16 protein-coding genes, 2 tRNA genes and 1 riboswitch are annotated in these 14673 nt (G+C 73.3%); of the genes, 11 read left to right on the forward strand and 7 right to left on the reverse strand.

Annotation, left to right across the window (positions count from 1 at the left end; genetic code table 11):
* Nucleotides 1-14: 14 nt before the first annotated feature.
* Genes H958_RS0127085 through H958_RS40710 form a run of 4 tightly spaced genes read right to left on the reverse strand, consistent with a single transcriptional unit; the run spans nucleotide 15 to nucleotide 3988 of the window.
* Complete coding sequence (locus tag H958_RS0127085) at nucleotides 15-1049, reverse strand: ABC transporter ATP-binding protein (RefSeq protein ID WP_051324873.1); 1035 nt, start codon at nucleotides 1047-1049, stop codon at nucleotides 15-17.
* Nucleotides 1036-1800, reverse strand: a complete 765-nt coding sequence (locus H958_RS0127090; protein ID WP_028060943.1) for an ABC transporter permease — start codon at nucleotides 1798-1800, stop codon at nucleotides 1036-1038. Before H958_RS0127090 ends, H958_RS0127085 begins: the two co-directional genes overlap by 14 nt.
* On the reverse strand, nucleotides 1797-2546 hold the full coding sequence (gene modA, locus H958_RS0127095; RefSeq protein WP_028060944.1) for a molybdate ABC transporter substrate-binding protein: 750 nt from the start codon (nucleotides 2544-2546) through the stop codon (nucleotides 1797-1799). Before modA ends, H958_RS0127090 begins: the two co-directional genes overlap by 4 nt.
* A gap of 26 nt (nucleotides 2547-2572) precedes the next feature.
* Nucleotides 2573-3988, reverse strand: a complete 1416-nt coding sequence (locus tag H958_RS40710) for an MFS transporter (RefSeq protein ID WP_081686322.1) — start codon at nucleotides 3986-3988, stop codon at nucleotides 2573-2575.
* Between the two features lie 133 nt (nucleotides 3989-4121).
* Between H958_RS40710 and H958_RS0127105 the strand changes: the two genes are divergently transcribed.
* Nucleotides 4122-4910: a phosphosulfolactate synthase gene (locus H958_RS0127105; RefSeq protein WP_231379380.1), complete on the forward strand. Its 789-nt coding sequence runs from the start codon at nucleotides 4122-4124 to the stop codon at nucleotides 4908-4910.
* Nucleotides 4907-5890, forward strand: coding sequence for an ATP-grasp domain-containing protein (locus H958_RS0127110; RefSeq protein ID WP_028060946.1), 984 nt, complete (start codon nucleotides 4907-4909; stop codon nucleotides 5888-5890). The genes H958_RS0127105 and H958_RS0127110 overlap by 4 nt, the downstream gene beginning before the upstream one ends.
* Nucleotides 5891-5952: 62 nt before the next feature.
* Here the strand turns inward: H958_RS0127110 and H958_RS40715 are convergent, their stop codons facing one another.
* Nucleotides 5953-6360 (reverse strand): FHA domain-containing protein, encoded by a 408-nt coding sequence (locus tag H958_RS40715; protein ID WP_156028309.1) that lies wholly within the window; start codon nucleotides 6358-6360, stop codon nucleotides 5953-5955.
* Nucleotides 6361-7101: 741 nt separating this feature from the next.
* Between H958_RS40715 and H958_RS0127120 the strand changes: the two genes are divergently transcribed.
* The 3 genes from H958_RS0127120 to H958_RS0127130 all read left to right on the forward strand — a co-directional run bounded on the left by H958_RS0127120 (nucleotide 7102) and on the right by H958_RS0127130 (nucleotide 7840).
* A tRNA-Leu gene (locus tag H958_RS0127120) sits at nucleotides 7102-7185 on the forward strand.
* A 42-nt stretch (nucleotides 7186-7227) separates the two neighbouring features.
* Nucleotides 7228-7300, forward strand: a tRNA-Glu gene (locus H958_RS0127125).
* Between the two features lie 105 nt (nucleotides 7301-7405).
* Nucleotides 7406-7840, forward strand: coding sequence for an organic hydroperoxide resistance protein (locus H958_RS0127130; protein ID WP_028060947.1), 435 nt, complete (start codon nucleotides 7406-7408; stop codon nucleotides 7838-7840).
* On the opposite strand, the gene H958_RS0127135 is transcribed toward H958_RS0127130, so the two are convergent.
* Nucleotides 7837-8145: a hypothetical protein gene (locus H958_RS0127135; protein WP_028060948.1), complete on the reverse strand. Its 309-nt coding sequence runs from the start codon at nucleotides 8143-8145 to the stop codon at nucleotides 7837-7839. The two genes, H958_RS0127130 and H958_RS0127135, sit on opposite strands and share 4 nt — an antisense overlap.
* A 776-nt stretch (nucleotides 8146-8921) precedes the next feature.
* Here H958_RS0127135 and H958_RS48520 point away from each other — a divergent pair.
* The 4 genes from H958_RS48520 to H958_RS44155 are packed head-to-tail and all read left to right on the forward strand — an operon-like array spanning nucleotide 8922 to nucleotide 11952.
* Nucleotides 8922-10226 carry a sensor histidine kinase gene (locus tag H958_RS48520; protein WP_051324876.1) on the forward strand — a complete coding sequence of 435 codons (1305 nt, stop codon included), beginning with the start codon at nucleotides 8922-8924 and terminating at the stop codon, nucleotides 10224-10226.
* A complete protein-coding gene (locus tag H958_RS48525) occupies nucleotides 10223-10867 on the forward strand; it encodes a response regulator (protein WP_028060949.1) in 645 nt (214 codons plus the stop codon). Before H958_RS48520 ends, H958_RS48525 begins: the two co-directional genes overlap by 4 nt.
* A 20-nt stretch (nucleotides 10868-10887) precedes the next feature.
* The gene (locus H958_RS0127155) at nucleotides 10888-11298 is read left to right on the forward strand and encodes a MerR family transcriptional regulator (protein ID WP_081686325.1); all 411 of its coding nucleotides are present in this window, start codon (nucleotides 10888-10890) and stop codon (nucleotides 11296-11298) included.
* Between the two features lie 12 nt (nucleotides 11299-11310).
* Entirely contained in the window at nucleotides 11311-11952 is a 642-nt protein-coding gene (locus H958_RS44155) for a phosphatase PAP2 family protein (RefSeq protein ID WP_051324877.1), read from the forward strand.
* On the opposite strand, the gene H958_RS0127165 is transcribed toward H958_RS44155, so the two are convergent.
* Nucleotides 11885-12442 (reverse strand): cob(I)yrinic acid a,c-diamide adenosyltransferase, encoded by a 558-nt coding sequence (locus tag H958_RS0127165; RefSeq protein WP_028060951.1) that lies wholly within the window; start codon nucleotides 12440-12442, stop codon nucleotides 11885-11887. The two genes, H958_RS44155 and H958_RS0127165, sit on opposite strands and share 68 nt — an antisense overlap.
* Nucleotides 12419-12615, forward strand: a riboswitch (cobalamin riboswitch). It overlaps the preceding gene by 24 nt.
* Nucleotides 12616-12645: 30 nt before the next feature.
* On the opposite strand from H958_RS0127165, the gene H958_RS0127170 reads away from it, so the two are divergent.
* Nucleotides 12646-13719: a DUF4430 domain-containing protein gene (locus H958_RS0127170; protein WP_028060952.1), complete on the forward strand. Its 1074-nt coding sequence runs from the start codon at nucleotides 12646-12648 to the stop codon at nucleotides 13717-13719.
* On the forward strand, nucleotides 13716-14636 hold the full coding sequence (locus tag H958_RS0127175; protein ID WP_028060953.1) for a DUF4430 domain-containing protein: 921 nt from the start codon (nucleotides 13716-13718) through the stop codon (nucleotides 14634-14636). The genes H958_RS0127170 and H958_RS0127175 overlap by 4 nt, the downstream gene beginning before the upstream one ends.
* Nucleotides 14637-14673: the final 37 nt, after the last annotated feature.

Raw genomic sequence — 14673 nt, forward strand, 5'->3', positions numbered from 1 at the left:
GAAGGCGGTCGAGCTCAGCGTGGCGTGAGCCGCGTCGCGGCCGCCTTCCACGTCGCGGTCACCTTCGCGCCCGGCGCCAGCTCGAGGTCGCGCACCGCCGCGGCCGTCACCTCGGCGACGAGCGGCTGCGCCGCGGCCAGGCCGACGCGCGCGCGGCCGCCGACCGCCGTGACCGACAGCACCTCGGCGCGCACGTGGTTCTGCGCCGAGCCCGGCGCCGCGCTGCGCTCGAGCACGATCTCCCACGGGTAGACGCTCGCCGCCACCGGTCCCTCGGCGGCGTCGGTGCTCATCACGGTCCCGCCGCCTTCGAGCGCGACGATCGTCGCGCCGTCCGGCCCCGGGCGCGCCGTCCCGACGAGCACGACGGCGCCGGTGAAGTCGGCGACGAACGCGGATCCCGGCCGCGCGGACAGCTCGCCGGCGGTGCCGATCTGGACGATCCGGCCGCGGTCGAGCACGCCGACGCGGTCGCCGAGCTGCGCCGCCTCGTGGAAGTCGTGCGTGACCAGCAGCGCCGGCACGCCGGTCTCGCGCAGGACGCCGGCAAGCTCGCGCGCGGCGGCCGCGCGCGTGCGGGCGTCGAGCGCCGACAGCGGCTCGTCGAGCAGCAGCACGTCCGGCTCGCGGGCGAGCGCCCGGGCGACGGCGACGCGCTGGCGCTCGCCGCCCGACAGCTGCCCGGGCCGGGCGTCGGCGCGCGCCGCGAGCCCGAAGCGGTCGAGCAGCTCGAGCGCGCGCTCGCGGCCGACGCCCGCGTAGGCGACGTTCCTCCACGCCGGCATGTGCCCGAACAGCGCGTAGTCCTGGAACACGTAGCCGCAGCGACGGCGCTCGGGCGGGAGGTCGACGCGCTCGTCCAGCCACACGTCGCCGCCGCACGACACGAGCCCGCGCTCGGGCTTGAGCAGCCCGGCGACGATCCGCAGGACCGTCGTCTTCCCGGCGCCCGAGGGCCCCGCCAGCGCGAGGCAGCCCCCCGCCGGGACCTCCAGCGCGACGTCGAGGTCGAACGCCCCGAGCCGAGCCACCGCCTCAACGCGCAGCACGGAACGCGAGCTTGACGCCCAGCAGCAGCGCGGCCGACACGCAGACGAGCACGGCCGAGAGGCCGAGCGCGCCCGTGAAGTCGGTCGCGAAGCGCTCGTAGATCGCGAGCGGCACGGTCTGCGTGACGCCGCGGAAGGAGCCCGCGAACATCAGCGTCGCGCCGAACTCGCCCAGCGCCCGGCCCCAGGCGAGCGCGAGCCCCGCCGCCAGTCCCGGGAGCGCGGCGGGGATCGCCACCCGCGCCAGCGTCCGCGCCTCGCCTGCCCCGAGCGTGCGCGACGCGTCGAGCCAGCTGCGGTCGACGGCGCCGAACGCCGCCTGCGCCTGGCGCACGTAGAACGGGGCCGACACGAACGTCAGCGCGATCACGACCGCCGCGGTCGAGAGCGCGACGCTGACGCCGAGCGGCGCCAGCAGCCCACGCGGCCCCAGCGCGGCGAGCAGCCCGATCCCCGCCACGGCCGGGGGGAGGACCAGCGGCAGCTCGACCAGCGTGACGAGCAGTTCGCGGCCGCGGAACGAGCGCGTCGCGAGCAGCCAGGCCGCCGGCGTCCCGACCGCCACGATCAGGACGATCGCCGTCAACGAGGTCTGCAGCGACAGCCGCAGCGCGTCTGTCGCGCTCGGGTCGTCCAGGCTCGAGACCAGCTGGGCCGGCCCGACGTCGAGGAAGATCGCCACGACCGGCAGGATCAGGAACGCGAGGACGACCGCGAGCGCGGCGACCAGCAGCGCGGCGAACCAGCTCACCGAGGCGGCGGGAGGAAGCCCGCGGCTTCCAGCCGCCTGCGCCCGTCCCCGCTCATCAGCCCGTCGACGAACGCCTTCGCCTGCTCGGGATGCTTCGCGCCCTTGACCACCGCGACACCGTACGACACCTGGGGCTGGAGGTCGTCGGGGAGCGCGATCGCGCGCAGCTTGCCGCTTGCGGCCTTGACGTCGGTCACGTAGACGAAGCCGGCGTCGACCGCGCCCTGGGAGATCTTGCCGACCACGCCGCCGACGTCGGGCTCGTTCGAGCGCACGTTGGCGAGGATCGCGTCGGATCGGCGTGTCGGCAGCTTGGCCAGCACCTTGCGCGTGTAGCTGCCGACCGGCACGCTCGGCGAGCCCATCGCGATCGTCACGCCGGGCTGCTCGAGATCGCCGATGGCGCCGACCTTCGCGCCGGAGGCCGGGACGGCGAGCACGAGCCGGTTGGCGGCGAAGACCGTGGGCTTCTCGACCAGCCCCTCCTTGTAGAGCTGCTCGGGCAGCGTCGTGTTGGCCGACGCGAACACGTCGGGCTTGACGCCCTGGCGGATCTGGGCCGCGAGCTCGTCGGAGCCCGCGAACGACGCGCGCACCTTGGCGTCGCCGAAATCGTCGCCGTAGGCGGTCATCGCCGACTTCAGGGAAGTCGCGGCGGACACGGTCAGCGTGGGCGTGCTGCCGCCCCCGGAGGAGCCGCAGGCGGCCAGGACGAGCGCGAGGCAGACGGAGGCGAGACGGCGCATGCCGTCGCACTCTACATGGGCAGTGCCTAGGCGGCGACCGTGGCCTGCGGAACCGGCTCGGGCCGCGGCCGGCGCGGCCGCGGGATCGAGAGCGCGGCCGCGGTGGCCAGTGCGGCGGCGACGGCGGCGGCGATGAACGCGTCCGTGTACGCCGCCTCGGCGGGGATCGCGGAGGACCCGATCGTCTTGCTCGTGAGCAGCGTCGCCACCAGCTGCGCGCCGAGCGCGCCGCCGAGCGTGCGCATGATCGTGTTGATCCCCGTCGCCACCCCGACCTCGTTGGAGGGGACCGACTCCACCACGATGTTCGCCATCGACGCGAACGCGAACCCGACGCCGAGCCCCATCAGCGCGCCCCCGGCCATGATCTCCCAGATGCTCGCGTGCGCCATGGCGAAGACGACGAACGCGAGTGAGAGCAGCGCGGACCCGAGCACGAGCGGCAGACGCGAGGACGAGCGCGCGAGCCGTCCGGCCCAGGGGCCGGCGAACAGCATCACGGCGGTGCTCGGCAGCATCAGCGCGCCGGCGCCGGTGACCGTCGCGCCGAAGCCGTATCCGTAGCGCTCGGGCGTCTGCGCGAGCTGCGGCACGAGCAGGAAGGACGCGAACATCGCGAAGCCGACGAGCACCGCGTTGATGTTCGTCATCAGCACCGGCCGGCGGCGCAGGACGCGCATGTCCACCAGCGGGTGCTCGACCCGCAGCTCGACGAGGACCCAGATCACGGCGAGCACGATCCCGGCCGCCGACAGCCCGATCACGCCGGCCGATCCCCAGCCCCAGTCGGTCGCCTGGCTGAGCCCGTAGAGCAGGGAGACGAGCGCCAGCGAGAGCAGCGCCGCGCCCAGCCAGTCGACCCGCGTGTCGGCGGGCGTGTGCGCGCGCGGCACGTCGCGCCAGATCGTGTACGCGGCGGGCAGCGCCAGCAGGCCGAGCCAGAACAGCCACGACGGCCCGAGCGCGTCCACGATCAGGCCCGCGATCACGAGCCCGACGCCGCCGCCGATGCCGAACGTGGCGCTGATGCCGCCGATCGCGGTCGCGACGCGATCTTGCGGGAAGGTGTCGCGGATGATCCCGAACGCGAGCGGGAAGATGCCGCCGCCGACGCCCTGGACGACGCGGCCGGCGACGAGGAGCGCGAGCGATCCGGCGAGCGCGCAGATCACGCTTCCGGCCGCGAACACGAGCAGCACGATGGTGAGCACGCGCGCGCGGCCGTAGAGGTCGCCCAGCTTGCCGATGATCGGCGTCGCCACGCTCGCCGCCAGCAGGTAGCCGGTCAGCACCCAGGCGATCGACGAGGCGTCGGCGCCGAACGAGCGCTCGAGCTCGGGCAGAGCCGGGGAGACGACCGTCTGGGAGAGCGCGTAGGCCATCCCGGCCAGCACGAGGGCGATGAAGACGGCCCGCGTGTGATCGTGAGGCTTCGGGTCCACCACGGTGAGCGCAGTCTACGTCGATGTGGACCGTCGCGTCCACACCCAGGGACGATTCCATAACCGAGCGTCTTCGCGAAATCTTCGCCGCGAGCCGACGCTCTCGCCGGTCGAGTCGCCATCATGGTCGGCCGTGGAGAGCATTCGCACCTTCGCAGCTGCGGCGCTCGACGGCCTGATACCGCTGCCTGAGCGCTCCGCCAAGCCACGCACGACGGGCGTCACCCATGTCGTCGATCCAGGCCTCACGCGCGTCGAGGCCGAGGGATTGATGGAGATCGCCGCGCCGCACGTGGACGTGATCCGGCTGGGCTGGGGCTCGGCGCTGGTGACTGGGGCGGTGGAGGCCAAGCTCGCGGTCTACCGCGAGCACGGCGTCGCGCCGATGCTCGGCGGCACGCTGACCGAGCTCGCGTTCTGCCACGGGCGCGTGGACGCCCTGCGCGAGGCGCTGACCGCGCTCGGCATCCGCCACGTCGAGGTGTCCGAGGGCACGCTGGACATGGCGCCCGGCGAGAAGCGGCGGCTGATCCGGCGGCTGGAGGCCGACTTCACGGTCTTCGTGGAGGTCGGCAGCAAGGACGGCCGGCTGGCGCCGTCGGCGGAGGCGTGGGTGCGGCAGGCGGTCGACGCCCTCGAGGCCGGGGCCTCCGCGGTCGTGTGCGAAGGCCGCGTGTCGGGCGACGCGGGGCTGTACTGGCCCGACGGGTCGATCCGCGACGAGCTGGTCGGCGCGCTGGTGGAGGCCTGCGGAGGGGACCGGCTGATCTTCGAGGCGCCGCGGCGCTCGCAGCAGGCGTGGCTGGTCCGCCACTTCGGCGCGAACGTCAACCTCGGCAACGTCCTGCCGTGGGACCTGATCGCGGTCGAGAGCCTGCGGCTCGGGCTGCGCTCGGACACGCTGACGCGCTTCCACAGGTGAGCCGCCCCGCGGTCCTGCTGACAGGCGTCGGCAAGCGCTACGACATCGTCAGCGCGTTCGCCCAGCACGCGCTCGTGGTCGCCGCGGACCCGTCTCCGCTGGCGCCGGCGCAGTACGCGGCCGACGTGCGCGTGGCGCCGCCGCGGGCCGACGATCCGTCCTACGTCCCATTCCTGCGCGAGCTGTGCTCGCAGCACGGCGTGGTCGCAGTGGTGCCCTTGACGGATCTCGACCTCGACGTGCTCGGGGACTCCGACCTGCCCGCGTTCGTGCCCGATGCCGAGGTCTGCCGGCGCACGTTCGACAAGTACCTCGCCCATCAGCTGCTGCTCGAGCACGGGCTGCCGTCGCCGCCTACGTGGCTGCCGGGGGAGGAGCCACAGGGGTTCCCGGCGGTGGTCAAGCCGCGCCGCGGCTCCGGCTCGCGCTCGATCCACCCGGCGGCCGACGCGCGCGAGGCGGACTTCTTCGCCGGCTACGTCAAGGAGCCGGTGATGGTGCAGCGGTTCATGGACGGCCCCGAGTTCTCGGTCGACGTGCTGTGCGACCTCGAAGGGCGCTGCCTGAACGCGATCCCGCGGACGATGCTCGAGTCTCGCGGCGGCGAGTCGATCAAGGGCGCCGCGATCGCCGATCCGGAGCTGATCGAGCTGGGGCGCGCGGTCGCCGAGACGCTGCCGCTGCGCGGGCCGGCGACGATCCAGATGTTCCGCGACCGGTCACTCGGGCTGCGCGTGACCGACATCAACGCGCGCTTCGGCGGGGCGTTCGCGTGCCCGATGTACGCGGCGCGTCCCGGCAGGACCTATCCGGAGCTGATCGTGCGCATGGCGCTGGGGGAGACGATCGAGCCGCACGTGGGCGACTTCCTCGCCGGGCGGACGTTCACGCGCTTCTTCTGGCAGATCGAGCTGGACGAGCAGATGCGCCCGACGGGGCGCGACATCGTCGCCGAGGGCCGCCCGCGCGCGCCGCGCTGAAGCCGGCGATGCGCACGGGGGGCGGGTTCGGCACCCGCCGCCCCGGCGGCATTGCTGGTCGTCTATACGTCGAAGAAGCGCAGGGAGACCTGCCCGAGGACGATCAGGTCCCCGTTGCGCAGGATGGCTTCGTTGACGCGCTCGCCGTTGACGCGGAGACCATTGAGGCTGCGATCGTCCAGGATGACCGTCTCCGCGCCGCGGCGCGCGAGCAGCGCGTGACGGCGGGACACGGATGAGTCGTCCAGGACGACGTCGGCCGCCGGACTGCGGCCGATGTGCATGACGTCGGCGGTGAGCGGCAGGAGCACGATCTCGCCCGCGTCCTCGATGCCGAGGTAGCGGCCGGGCGCGAGTTGCGGCAGCGTTGCTAGGGCGTGCCGGCGGTCCCGCTCCATGACGCGCGGGATCGTTCCTGTTTCTTGTGTGGGTGCTTCTGTGGGTAGGGGGTGAGGGTCGGCGATGGCCACGGGGCACCTCCGTTACGGGCGTGGTCAGGGCCTGCCGCGGAGTATCGTCCCCATGGATCTCAAGCATGGGCTAAAAATCCCGTAGGAACCGGCCCAGAAGGGTAAATCCGGGGCCGCCGGTCTGGACTCGCCGTGCGGCGGGTTCTCGGGGTTCGCGAGGCGGCTCCTGAGCTGCTGCGCGAAGCGGCCGTGCCGGTGATCGAGTGTGTCCGGCGGGCACGGCGAGTCTCCGCTCGCGCACCGACTCCGCGTACCGGTGCCTTGCAGGGGGCCGGCGAACTGCTTAGTACGCCGGCTCCGCGCGGCGCCGCGATCTCCGCCGTGCCGCCGGGACCCCTGAGCCGGATGGGTGGCGATGATCGTTCGTGCGCGAAGCGCCCGTGCCGGTGATCGAACGTGTCCGTCAGGCCGGCGAGCCAGATGGACCCGCACTCCTTACCAGCGCAGTTCGCCGATTCTCCCGCGCGCCGATTCTCCCGCGCGCCTCCAGAGCGCGCGCGTGCCCGCCCGACGCGCCGCGCCGCCGCCGTCTCCGCGCGCCGACGAGCCTCCGCGCGGCGGTGGGGTAGGCCATGAGTGCGCGGGCGGTCGAGCCGCGCCGATCCCGCCGCGCGGCGGCGCCCGCCCGGACCCCGGGCCGCAACGCACCCGGGGAGCCGCCTCGAGGGACTCGAATCCGTCGCCGGCGAGACAGTCCAACGGCGCCCCAGTGCCGACTTGGTACTCTGTCGGCCTTCCCACGCGGCTGTGGTGAAATTGGTATACACGCCGTCTTCAGGTGGCGGTGGGCGAACGCCCGTGGAGGTTCGAGTCCTCTCAGCCGCACTTCCGGGCCCCGTTGCTAGTGTGGGGCCCCGGATGGTCCCTGCCGCTATCGTCTAGGGGACTAGGACGCCGCCCTCTCACGGCGGAAACCGGGGTTCGAATCCCCGTAGCGGTACCTCACGATTCCCGCCTGCCAGGCGGGTTTCGTCGTTAAGCGGCGACATCGCTAGATTCGATCCGAGGCGCGGCGACGCCGCGTCGTTCCGGAGGGAGCCGACACATGGCGAAGGTGCTGTACACGGCGGAGGCGACGGTCACGGGCGGCCGTGCGGAAGGGCATGGCGTCACGACCGACGGCGCGCTCGACGTGCAGCTGCGGACGCCGGCCGAGATGGGCGGCGACGGCGGCGGGACGAACCCGGAGCAGCTGTTCGCGGTCGGCTACGCCGCGTGCTTCGAGGGCGCGATCGGGGTCGCGGGGCGGCGCGAGAAGGTCGAGGTCGGGGACGTCTCGATCGTGAGCCAGGTCACGCTGAGCCCGACCGAGGAGCGCGGTTTCGGCTTAGGCGTCCGGCTCGACGTGACGCTCCCGCAGGTCACGGACCCCGAGCAGGCCGTGCGGGTCGTCGAGGCCGCCCACCAGGTGTGCCCGTACTCCAACGCGACGCGCGGGAACATCGACGTGCACCTGACCGCGAACGGCCGCGAGGTCTAGTTCGGCGAGTAGTACTCGAGGTCGGGCGGCCGCGGGGTCGCCCGCGGCAGGAGCGCGTGGAGCGCGTCGGTGACCAGCTCCTCGGGCCACTCGGCGCGGCCGAGCGTGATGACGGAGCGGACGTGCTTGTCCTCGCCGTCGGAGAGGGCATGCCCGCGCGCGGCCAGCGCGTCGGCGATCTCGTACAGGAGCTCGAGCGCGGCGGTCTCGTCGATCCGCTCGATCAGGATCTCGATGCGGTGGGGGCGAGGGGTGGGGTCCGGCGCGCGGTCGGCGTTGGCGCCGATGTACTCGTGCGGGGACAAGCCGCAGACGGTACGCCGAAACGGCGAACGCCGGCTCTCCGGCGCCCGCGGAACCGGCGTCTAAACCCTCCAGCCGTGCATTCGACCCCTCCTCGAGTCTTTCGCGCCGCCTCGCGGCTCAGTTGCGCCAGCCCATCACGACTCCCCTCCGTCGACCCCGAACCCGTTGACCCATCGACCTTCAGACCTTGAAGCCCATTTCAGCCCCCTCTAGCTCTCGCTGTCGATCCGTCCCGGCCCTCAGGCGCAGGAGACCCTTCGCTCGCATGCCCGATGACGGCGGCGCGTCCGCGGCGAGACGAGCTCGCCGTGCTTGCCGGGCGCCGGCCTGCGCGAGGCGCTGCGCCGTGGGCGCTGCGCTGCTCGCTGTCGTTCGTCGCCGTGCATCTGGACCGGATGCTGGAGATCGCCGGTGAGGCGGCGGCAAAGCCCCGGTAAAAGGAGCGCCTCTGCGGGGGCTTCGGATGGTCAGCACGCCCACGTCCCCGCGCCAGGCGGCCGACGGCGGATGAACCGCCTATGAACCTGTGAAAACGGCTTCGAAATGCCAGAAAGCGGCGGCGGAAGACGAAGCTCTGCAACCCGGAAGATCGCTTCCAGCGGCGCTTTCACCTGGGCCTAGGTGCAGTCTGCCGACGTAGGGCCTTGCCCTCGGGTCGCCGATTCAGGTACAACACCGGGCGGGTTCGGAGGTTCGGAGGGTGGAAATGGAGCAAGGACCGGCTCGGAGGCCGGCGCTTCCCATGGTGTCGCTTGCGGCGGCTGGTGCCGCTGCCGTGACGCTGGCGGTCGTCGCCGTACCGTGGCTGCGATCGTCATTCGATGCGCCGTCGTTGCGCGTCGCGCTGGAAACAGGCGGATCACTGCTGGCCGTCGCGACGGTCGGGCTGCTGCTCAAGCAGTGCGGCCCGCAGTGGCGCGCCGACCGGGTGTGCCTGTCCGCGGGCCTGCTCGTGCTCGCGCTCACGTCGCTGTCGGTCGCGGGCTTGATCGTCTCCGGCGCCTGGACGCCCGAGCTGGCGCGTTACGCGATGGGCGGCAACCTCGCGGGCACGGTCATGCTCGCGGCCGCCGCCTTCGCGCCCGCCGGGCTGCGCGTATCGAGGCGCACCCTGTGGCTCGCCGCCGGCGGCCTCGGGCTCGTGCTCTTCGGCGGCGCCGCCTACCTCGCAGGTCCCGGGCCGGCCGACCTCGGCCTGATCGAGTCGCCCCGCCCCGGCTTCAAGCCCGACCTCGGGCGGCTGATCGTGCAGCTCGTCACCGCCGGCGCGCTGATCGCCGCCGCGATCGGGCTCGCGCGCCGCGCCGGCGAGCGCGGCGACGCGCTCATGCGCTGGGCTGCCGTCGCCGTCGTGCTCGGCGGCTTCGCGAAGCTCAACTACGCGCTCTTCCCGCCGCTCGACGGCAAGGCCGTGCATCTCGGCGACCTCCTGCGCGTGCTCGGCTGGCTGGCGCTGCTGGCGGGCGTGATCGAGGAGGTCCGCGCCGGGGTCCGCCGCCGCGCCGACGCCGCGGTGCTCGGCGAGCGCCGGCGGCTCGCGCGCGAGCTGCACGACGGCGTCGCGCAGGAGCTCGCCTTCATCCGCCGCCGCGCCGGCCGCCTCTCCGAGCTGCCCGACGGCATCGAGATCCTCTCCGCCGCCGAGCGCGCGCTGGAGGACTCACGCCGCGCGATCGAGGCGCTGCGGCCGTCCGCCGACGAGCCGCTGCACGTCGCGCTGGAGCGCCACGGCGCGCGCCTGGCGGTCGAGTGCGACCTGGAGGTCCGCGTGAGCACGAGGTGCGCCACCGACGTCTCGCCGGAGGTCCACGCCGAGGTGCTGCGGATCGTCGCCGAGGCGGTCCGCAACGCCGCCCACCACGGCGGCGCGCGCCACGTGCGCGTGGACCTCGTCGGCCCGCCGCTCAGCGTGCGCGTGATCGACGACGGGTCGGGCTTCGTCAGCGGCGCCAGCAGCGGCCTCGGCGTCGCCGGCTATGGCTTGATCGCGATGCGAGAGCGCGCGGAGATGGTGGGGGGACGGCTCTCGCTCGAGTCGGTCCCCGGCGCAGGCACGCTCGTCCAGGTGGTGCTCCCATAGAGACGGTCCGCGTTCTCGTCGCGGATGACCACGCGCCGACGCGCGAGGACATCGCGACAGCGCTTCGCCAGGACGGCGGCTTCGATGTGATCGCGACGGCGGAGGATGCGCCCGGAGCGGTCGATGCCGCACTGCGCGAGCAGCCTCACCTTGCCCTCTTGGACGTGAACATGCCCGGCAGCGGGCTCGCCGCCGCGTGGGAGATCACCGCGCGGCTGCCGGGCACGCGCGTGGTCATGCTCACGATCTCGCGCGACGACGGGCACCTGTTCGCGGCGCTGCGCGCGGGCGCCGCCGGCTACCTGCTCAAGGACACTGAGACGGAGCGGCTGCCGGACGCCCTGCGCGACGTGATGGCGGGCGAGGCGGCGCTGCCGGTCACGCTCGTCACCCGCCTCGTGGAGGAGTTCCGCGACCGGGCGCCGCGCCGGCGCACGTTGATGTCGTCACGCGAGGACGAGCCGCGCTTGACTTCGCGGGAGTGGGAAGTCCTCGAGCTGATGCGGCGCAAGATGACGACGGCGCAGATCGCGCGCACGCTCGTCGTGTCGCCCGCGACCGTGCGCTCGCACGTGGCCGCGATCCTGCGCAAGCTGAGGGTCGCCGACCGGGACGCCGCGGTGAAGATGATGGACGGGTAGCGTCGACCGGAGGTCCGAGCTTGCGAGGACCGGAGGGCGAAACGGGCTCTACCGGCCATCTGCTCGCCGGCGAGGTCGGTGCCCTGGCGGGCGTGACCGGCAACACGATCGGACAGTGGGCGCGCTGGGGCTACATCCGCGCGTCCCAGTCCACCGGCGACCCGCACGTCTACTCCGTCGAGGACGCGGCGGAGGCGGCGATCGTGCACACCCTGCTCGAGCGCGGCGTCTCCCACGCCCAGGTGCGGCGAGCGATCGCGCACCTGCCCGGGCGCTGGCCGCTCAGCGACGCGCGGCTCGCGACGACCGACGACGCGCGCCCGCGGATCGTCCTCGACGGCGAGTTCATGCTCTCCCCGCGCGGCTGGCAGCTGATGGTCGCGCCGCCGCCGCTGCGCGACGTACGCCTGCGCTTAAGGCACGCCGGGTAGCGTGGTGGGCCGATGGATCGCCGCCCACTGGCCTTCGCCGCCGCCTGCGCCGGGCTCGCCACGGCGGTCTACGTCGTCGTGGTGCACGTCGCGCTGGTACAGCGCCTCGACCTGCACGTGCTCGAGGACGCGATGCGCCACCGGACCGAGCAGCGCACGACGGTCGCGTCTGACCTCGTGGGCCTGTTCGATCCGGCGCCGTTCGCGGTGATCACCGCCTCGCTCGTCGCCGGCGCGCTGCTCGCCGGCCGCGTACGCGCCGGGTTCGCGGCCGGCGGGGCGATGCTCGCCGCCGCCGTCACGACGCAGCTGCTCAAGCCGGCGCTCGCCGTCCAGCGGCCGTATCCGGCCGACCACTACATGCCGGCGGCGTCCTGGCCGAGCGGCCACACGACGGCGATCGTCAGCCTCCTGCTCGCCTTCGTGATCGTGCTCCCGCCGCGGCTGCGGCCTCCGGTCGCGGTGCTCGGCGGCGGGATCGCGGCGCTCGCGCTCGGCTCGATCGTCCTGCTCGGCTTCCACTACCCGAGCGACGTGCTCGGCGGCGTCCTGGTGGCCAGCGGCTGGAGCGCGGTCGCGCTCGCGGTCAGCGGTAGCGGCCGGGCTCCCACAGCGGCTCGGCGGCGCCCGCGTTCGCACCCCGCGACAGGATGAACAGCAGATCCGAGAGCCGGTTGAGGTAGCGCACGCACTCCGCGTTGATCTCCTCGCCGCAGGCGATCGCGCGGCGCTCGGCGCGGCGGCAGACGGTGCGGCAGACGTGCAGCTGGGCGGCGGCGGGCGTGCCGCCCGGGAGGACGAAGGACTTCAGCGGCGCCAGCGGCTCGTTCGCCTCGTCGCACGCCTGCTCGAGCGAGGCGGTCTGCTCCGGGATCACGCGCAGGCGCTGCCGCTCGCCGCCCTCGGGCACGGAGATGTCGGCGCCGACGTCGAACAGGTCGTTCTGGATCCGGCGCAGCCACTCCACATAGCGCTCCGGGAGGTCGCCCTGCGCGAGCGCGAGGCCGATCTGCGCGTTCAGCTCGTCGACCGTGCCGTACGCCTCGATCCGCGGATGCGTCTTCGGGACCCGGCTCATGTCGCCCAAGTGCGTCTCTCCGCCGTCGCCGAGACGGGTGTAGATACGCGTGAGATTGACGGTCATCGTCGTATACCATGCCATCCGTCACAGGTCGGTGGACAGGGAAGCCGGTGAGAATCCGGCGCGGACCCGCCACTGTCACCGGGGACGCTCGCCGCAGCAGGCCACTGGTTCGTCCGGGAAGGCGCGGGAGAAGGCCCGGAAGCCAGGAGACCTCCCAGCGACCGCAACGCCGAACGCCCTCGTGGAAAGGGGTGGCCTCGAGCATGAAGCTCAAACTGTCCGCCGGCCTCGCTGCCGGTCTCATCGCGATCTCCGCGGCACCTGCGCTTGCCGCGCCGGCCAACGTGACGGTGCGCGTCGAGGGCGCCGCGAGCACGCTCGTCGACTCGGCGGCGGTCGCCACGACGGCGCAGCCGGTCAGCAAGGCGGGCCATGACTGCTCCGGCACGAGCGTCGGTGGCGCGCTGGAGAAGGCGACCGCCGGCAGCTGGACGGCGGGCTGGGACCCCAACTACGGCCACTTCGTGCAGGGGATCATGGGCGAGACGCCCTCCGGCGACGACTACTGGTCGCTGTGGATCAACCACAAGCTGTCGTCCGTCGGCGCCTGCGCGGCCGAGCTGCAGGAAGGCGACAGCGTCCTCTTCTTCGTCGACACCTGCCACTTCGACGGCGTCGGCTGCTCCAATGCTCCTGTGCTTCCGCTCGGCCTTACCGCGCCCGCCTCGGTCACGCAGGGCGCCAACGCCCAGGTGACCGTCGTGCGCTACGACGCGAGCGGCGCCGCGGCGCCGGTCGCGGGGGCGAGCGTCGGCGGCGCGACGACTGACGCCGACGGCCACGCGACGATCGCGTTCCCCGCGGCCGGCCCCGTGCGGCTGAAGGCCGAGAAGCCCGGGTTCGCACGCTCGGAGACCGAGACCGTCGCCGTCGGCGCGCCCGGCGCGTCGTACCCGCCGCTGCTCCCCGCCGACCGCACGCCGCCGACCGCCCGGCTCGCGGGCCTGAACGACCACGCGGTGCTCAAGACCGGCCCGCGCGAGCTGCGCGGCAGCTTCGGCGCCGACCCGTCCGGCATCAAGGCCGTCAAGCTGCGCCTGACCAAGCGGCTGGGCTCCAAGTGCTGGTACTTCTCCGGCAGGTCGGAGACCTTCCGCGGCACGCACTGCGGCAAGGGGCCCTACTTCTCGATCGGCGATCGCGCCGACTGGTCCTACCTGCTGCCGTCCCGGCTCGGGAAGGGCCGGTACGTGCTCGACGCCGTCGCGATCGACGGCGCCGGCAACCGCACGCCGCTCGCTCGCGGCACGACCCGGGTGGTGTTCACCGTCAGATGAAGCGCCTTGTCGTCCTCCTGCTCGCCGTCGTCGCCGCCTCGGGCTGCGGCTTCGGCGCGGGTGATGCTTCCGGCGGGAAGGTCACCGTCACCGTGTCGCGCGACTTCGGGCGCTCGCAGATGGCCCCGACCCGCAGCGAGGCGGCGCGCGACGGCGAGACCGTGATGCGGCTGCTGCAGCGCAACTTCACGGTCAAGACCCGGTTCGGCGGCGGGTTCGTGCAGGAGATCGACGGCGTGTCCGGCGGCGAGGCGAAGGGCCGCAAGGTCGACTGGTTCTATTACGTCAACGGCATCGAGGCGTCCCAGGGCGCGGCCGACCACAAGGTCTCGCCCGGCGACCGCGTGTGGTGGGACCACCACGACTGGGGAGCCGCCCAGCGGATCCCCGCGGTCGTCGGCGCGTTCCCGGAGCCGTTCACCTCCGGGATGGACGGCAAGAAGTTCCCGGTGCGGCTGGTCTGCATGGGCGAGGCGGGCCGCTCGTGCGACGAGGTGGAGCAGCGGCTCCAGGAGGCGGGCATCAAGACGCTGGCGCGCTCGAGCCTGGAGCAGTCGGTCGGGAAGGTGCTGCGCGTCCTCGTCGGCTCGTGGCGAGACGTCCGCAAGGACATCGCGGCGCGCCAGCTCGAGGTCGGGCCGCAGGCGTCGGGCGTGTTCGCGAAGCCCGACCCCTCCGGCTCGAAGATCGCGCTGCTCGACTCGCGCGGCCAGGTGGAGAAGACGCTGGGCCCGGCCGGCGGGCTGGTCGCCGCGACGAGCTTCGCCGACCAGGATCCCACCTGGCTCGTGACCGGCACCGACCAGGTGGGCGTGGCGGCCGCGGCGGCGGCCGTCACGGAGGACCAGCTGCGCGACCGCTTCGCCCTCGCCATCGAGGCCGGGAAGGGCGTGCCGTTGCCGATCGAGGCGCCATGACCGGCGAAGCCTCGCGCTTCGCGTTCGTTTCGCCGGG

It is taken from the genome of Candidatus Solirubrobacter pratensis (assembly GCF_000425945.1).
Taxonomy (GTDB): domain Bacteria; phylum Actinomycetota; class Thermoleophilia; order Solirubrobacterales; family Solirubrobacteraceae; genus Solirubrobacter; species Solirubrobacter pratensis.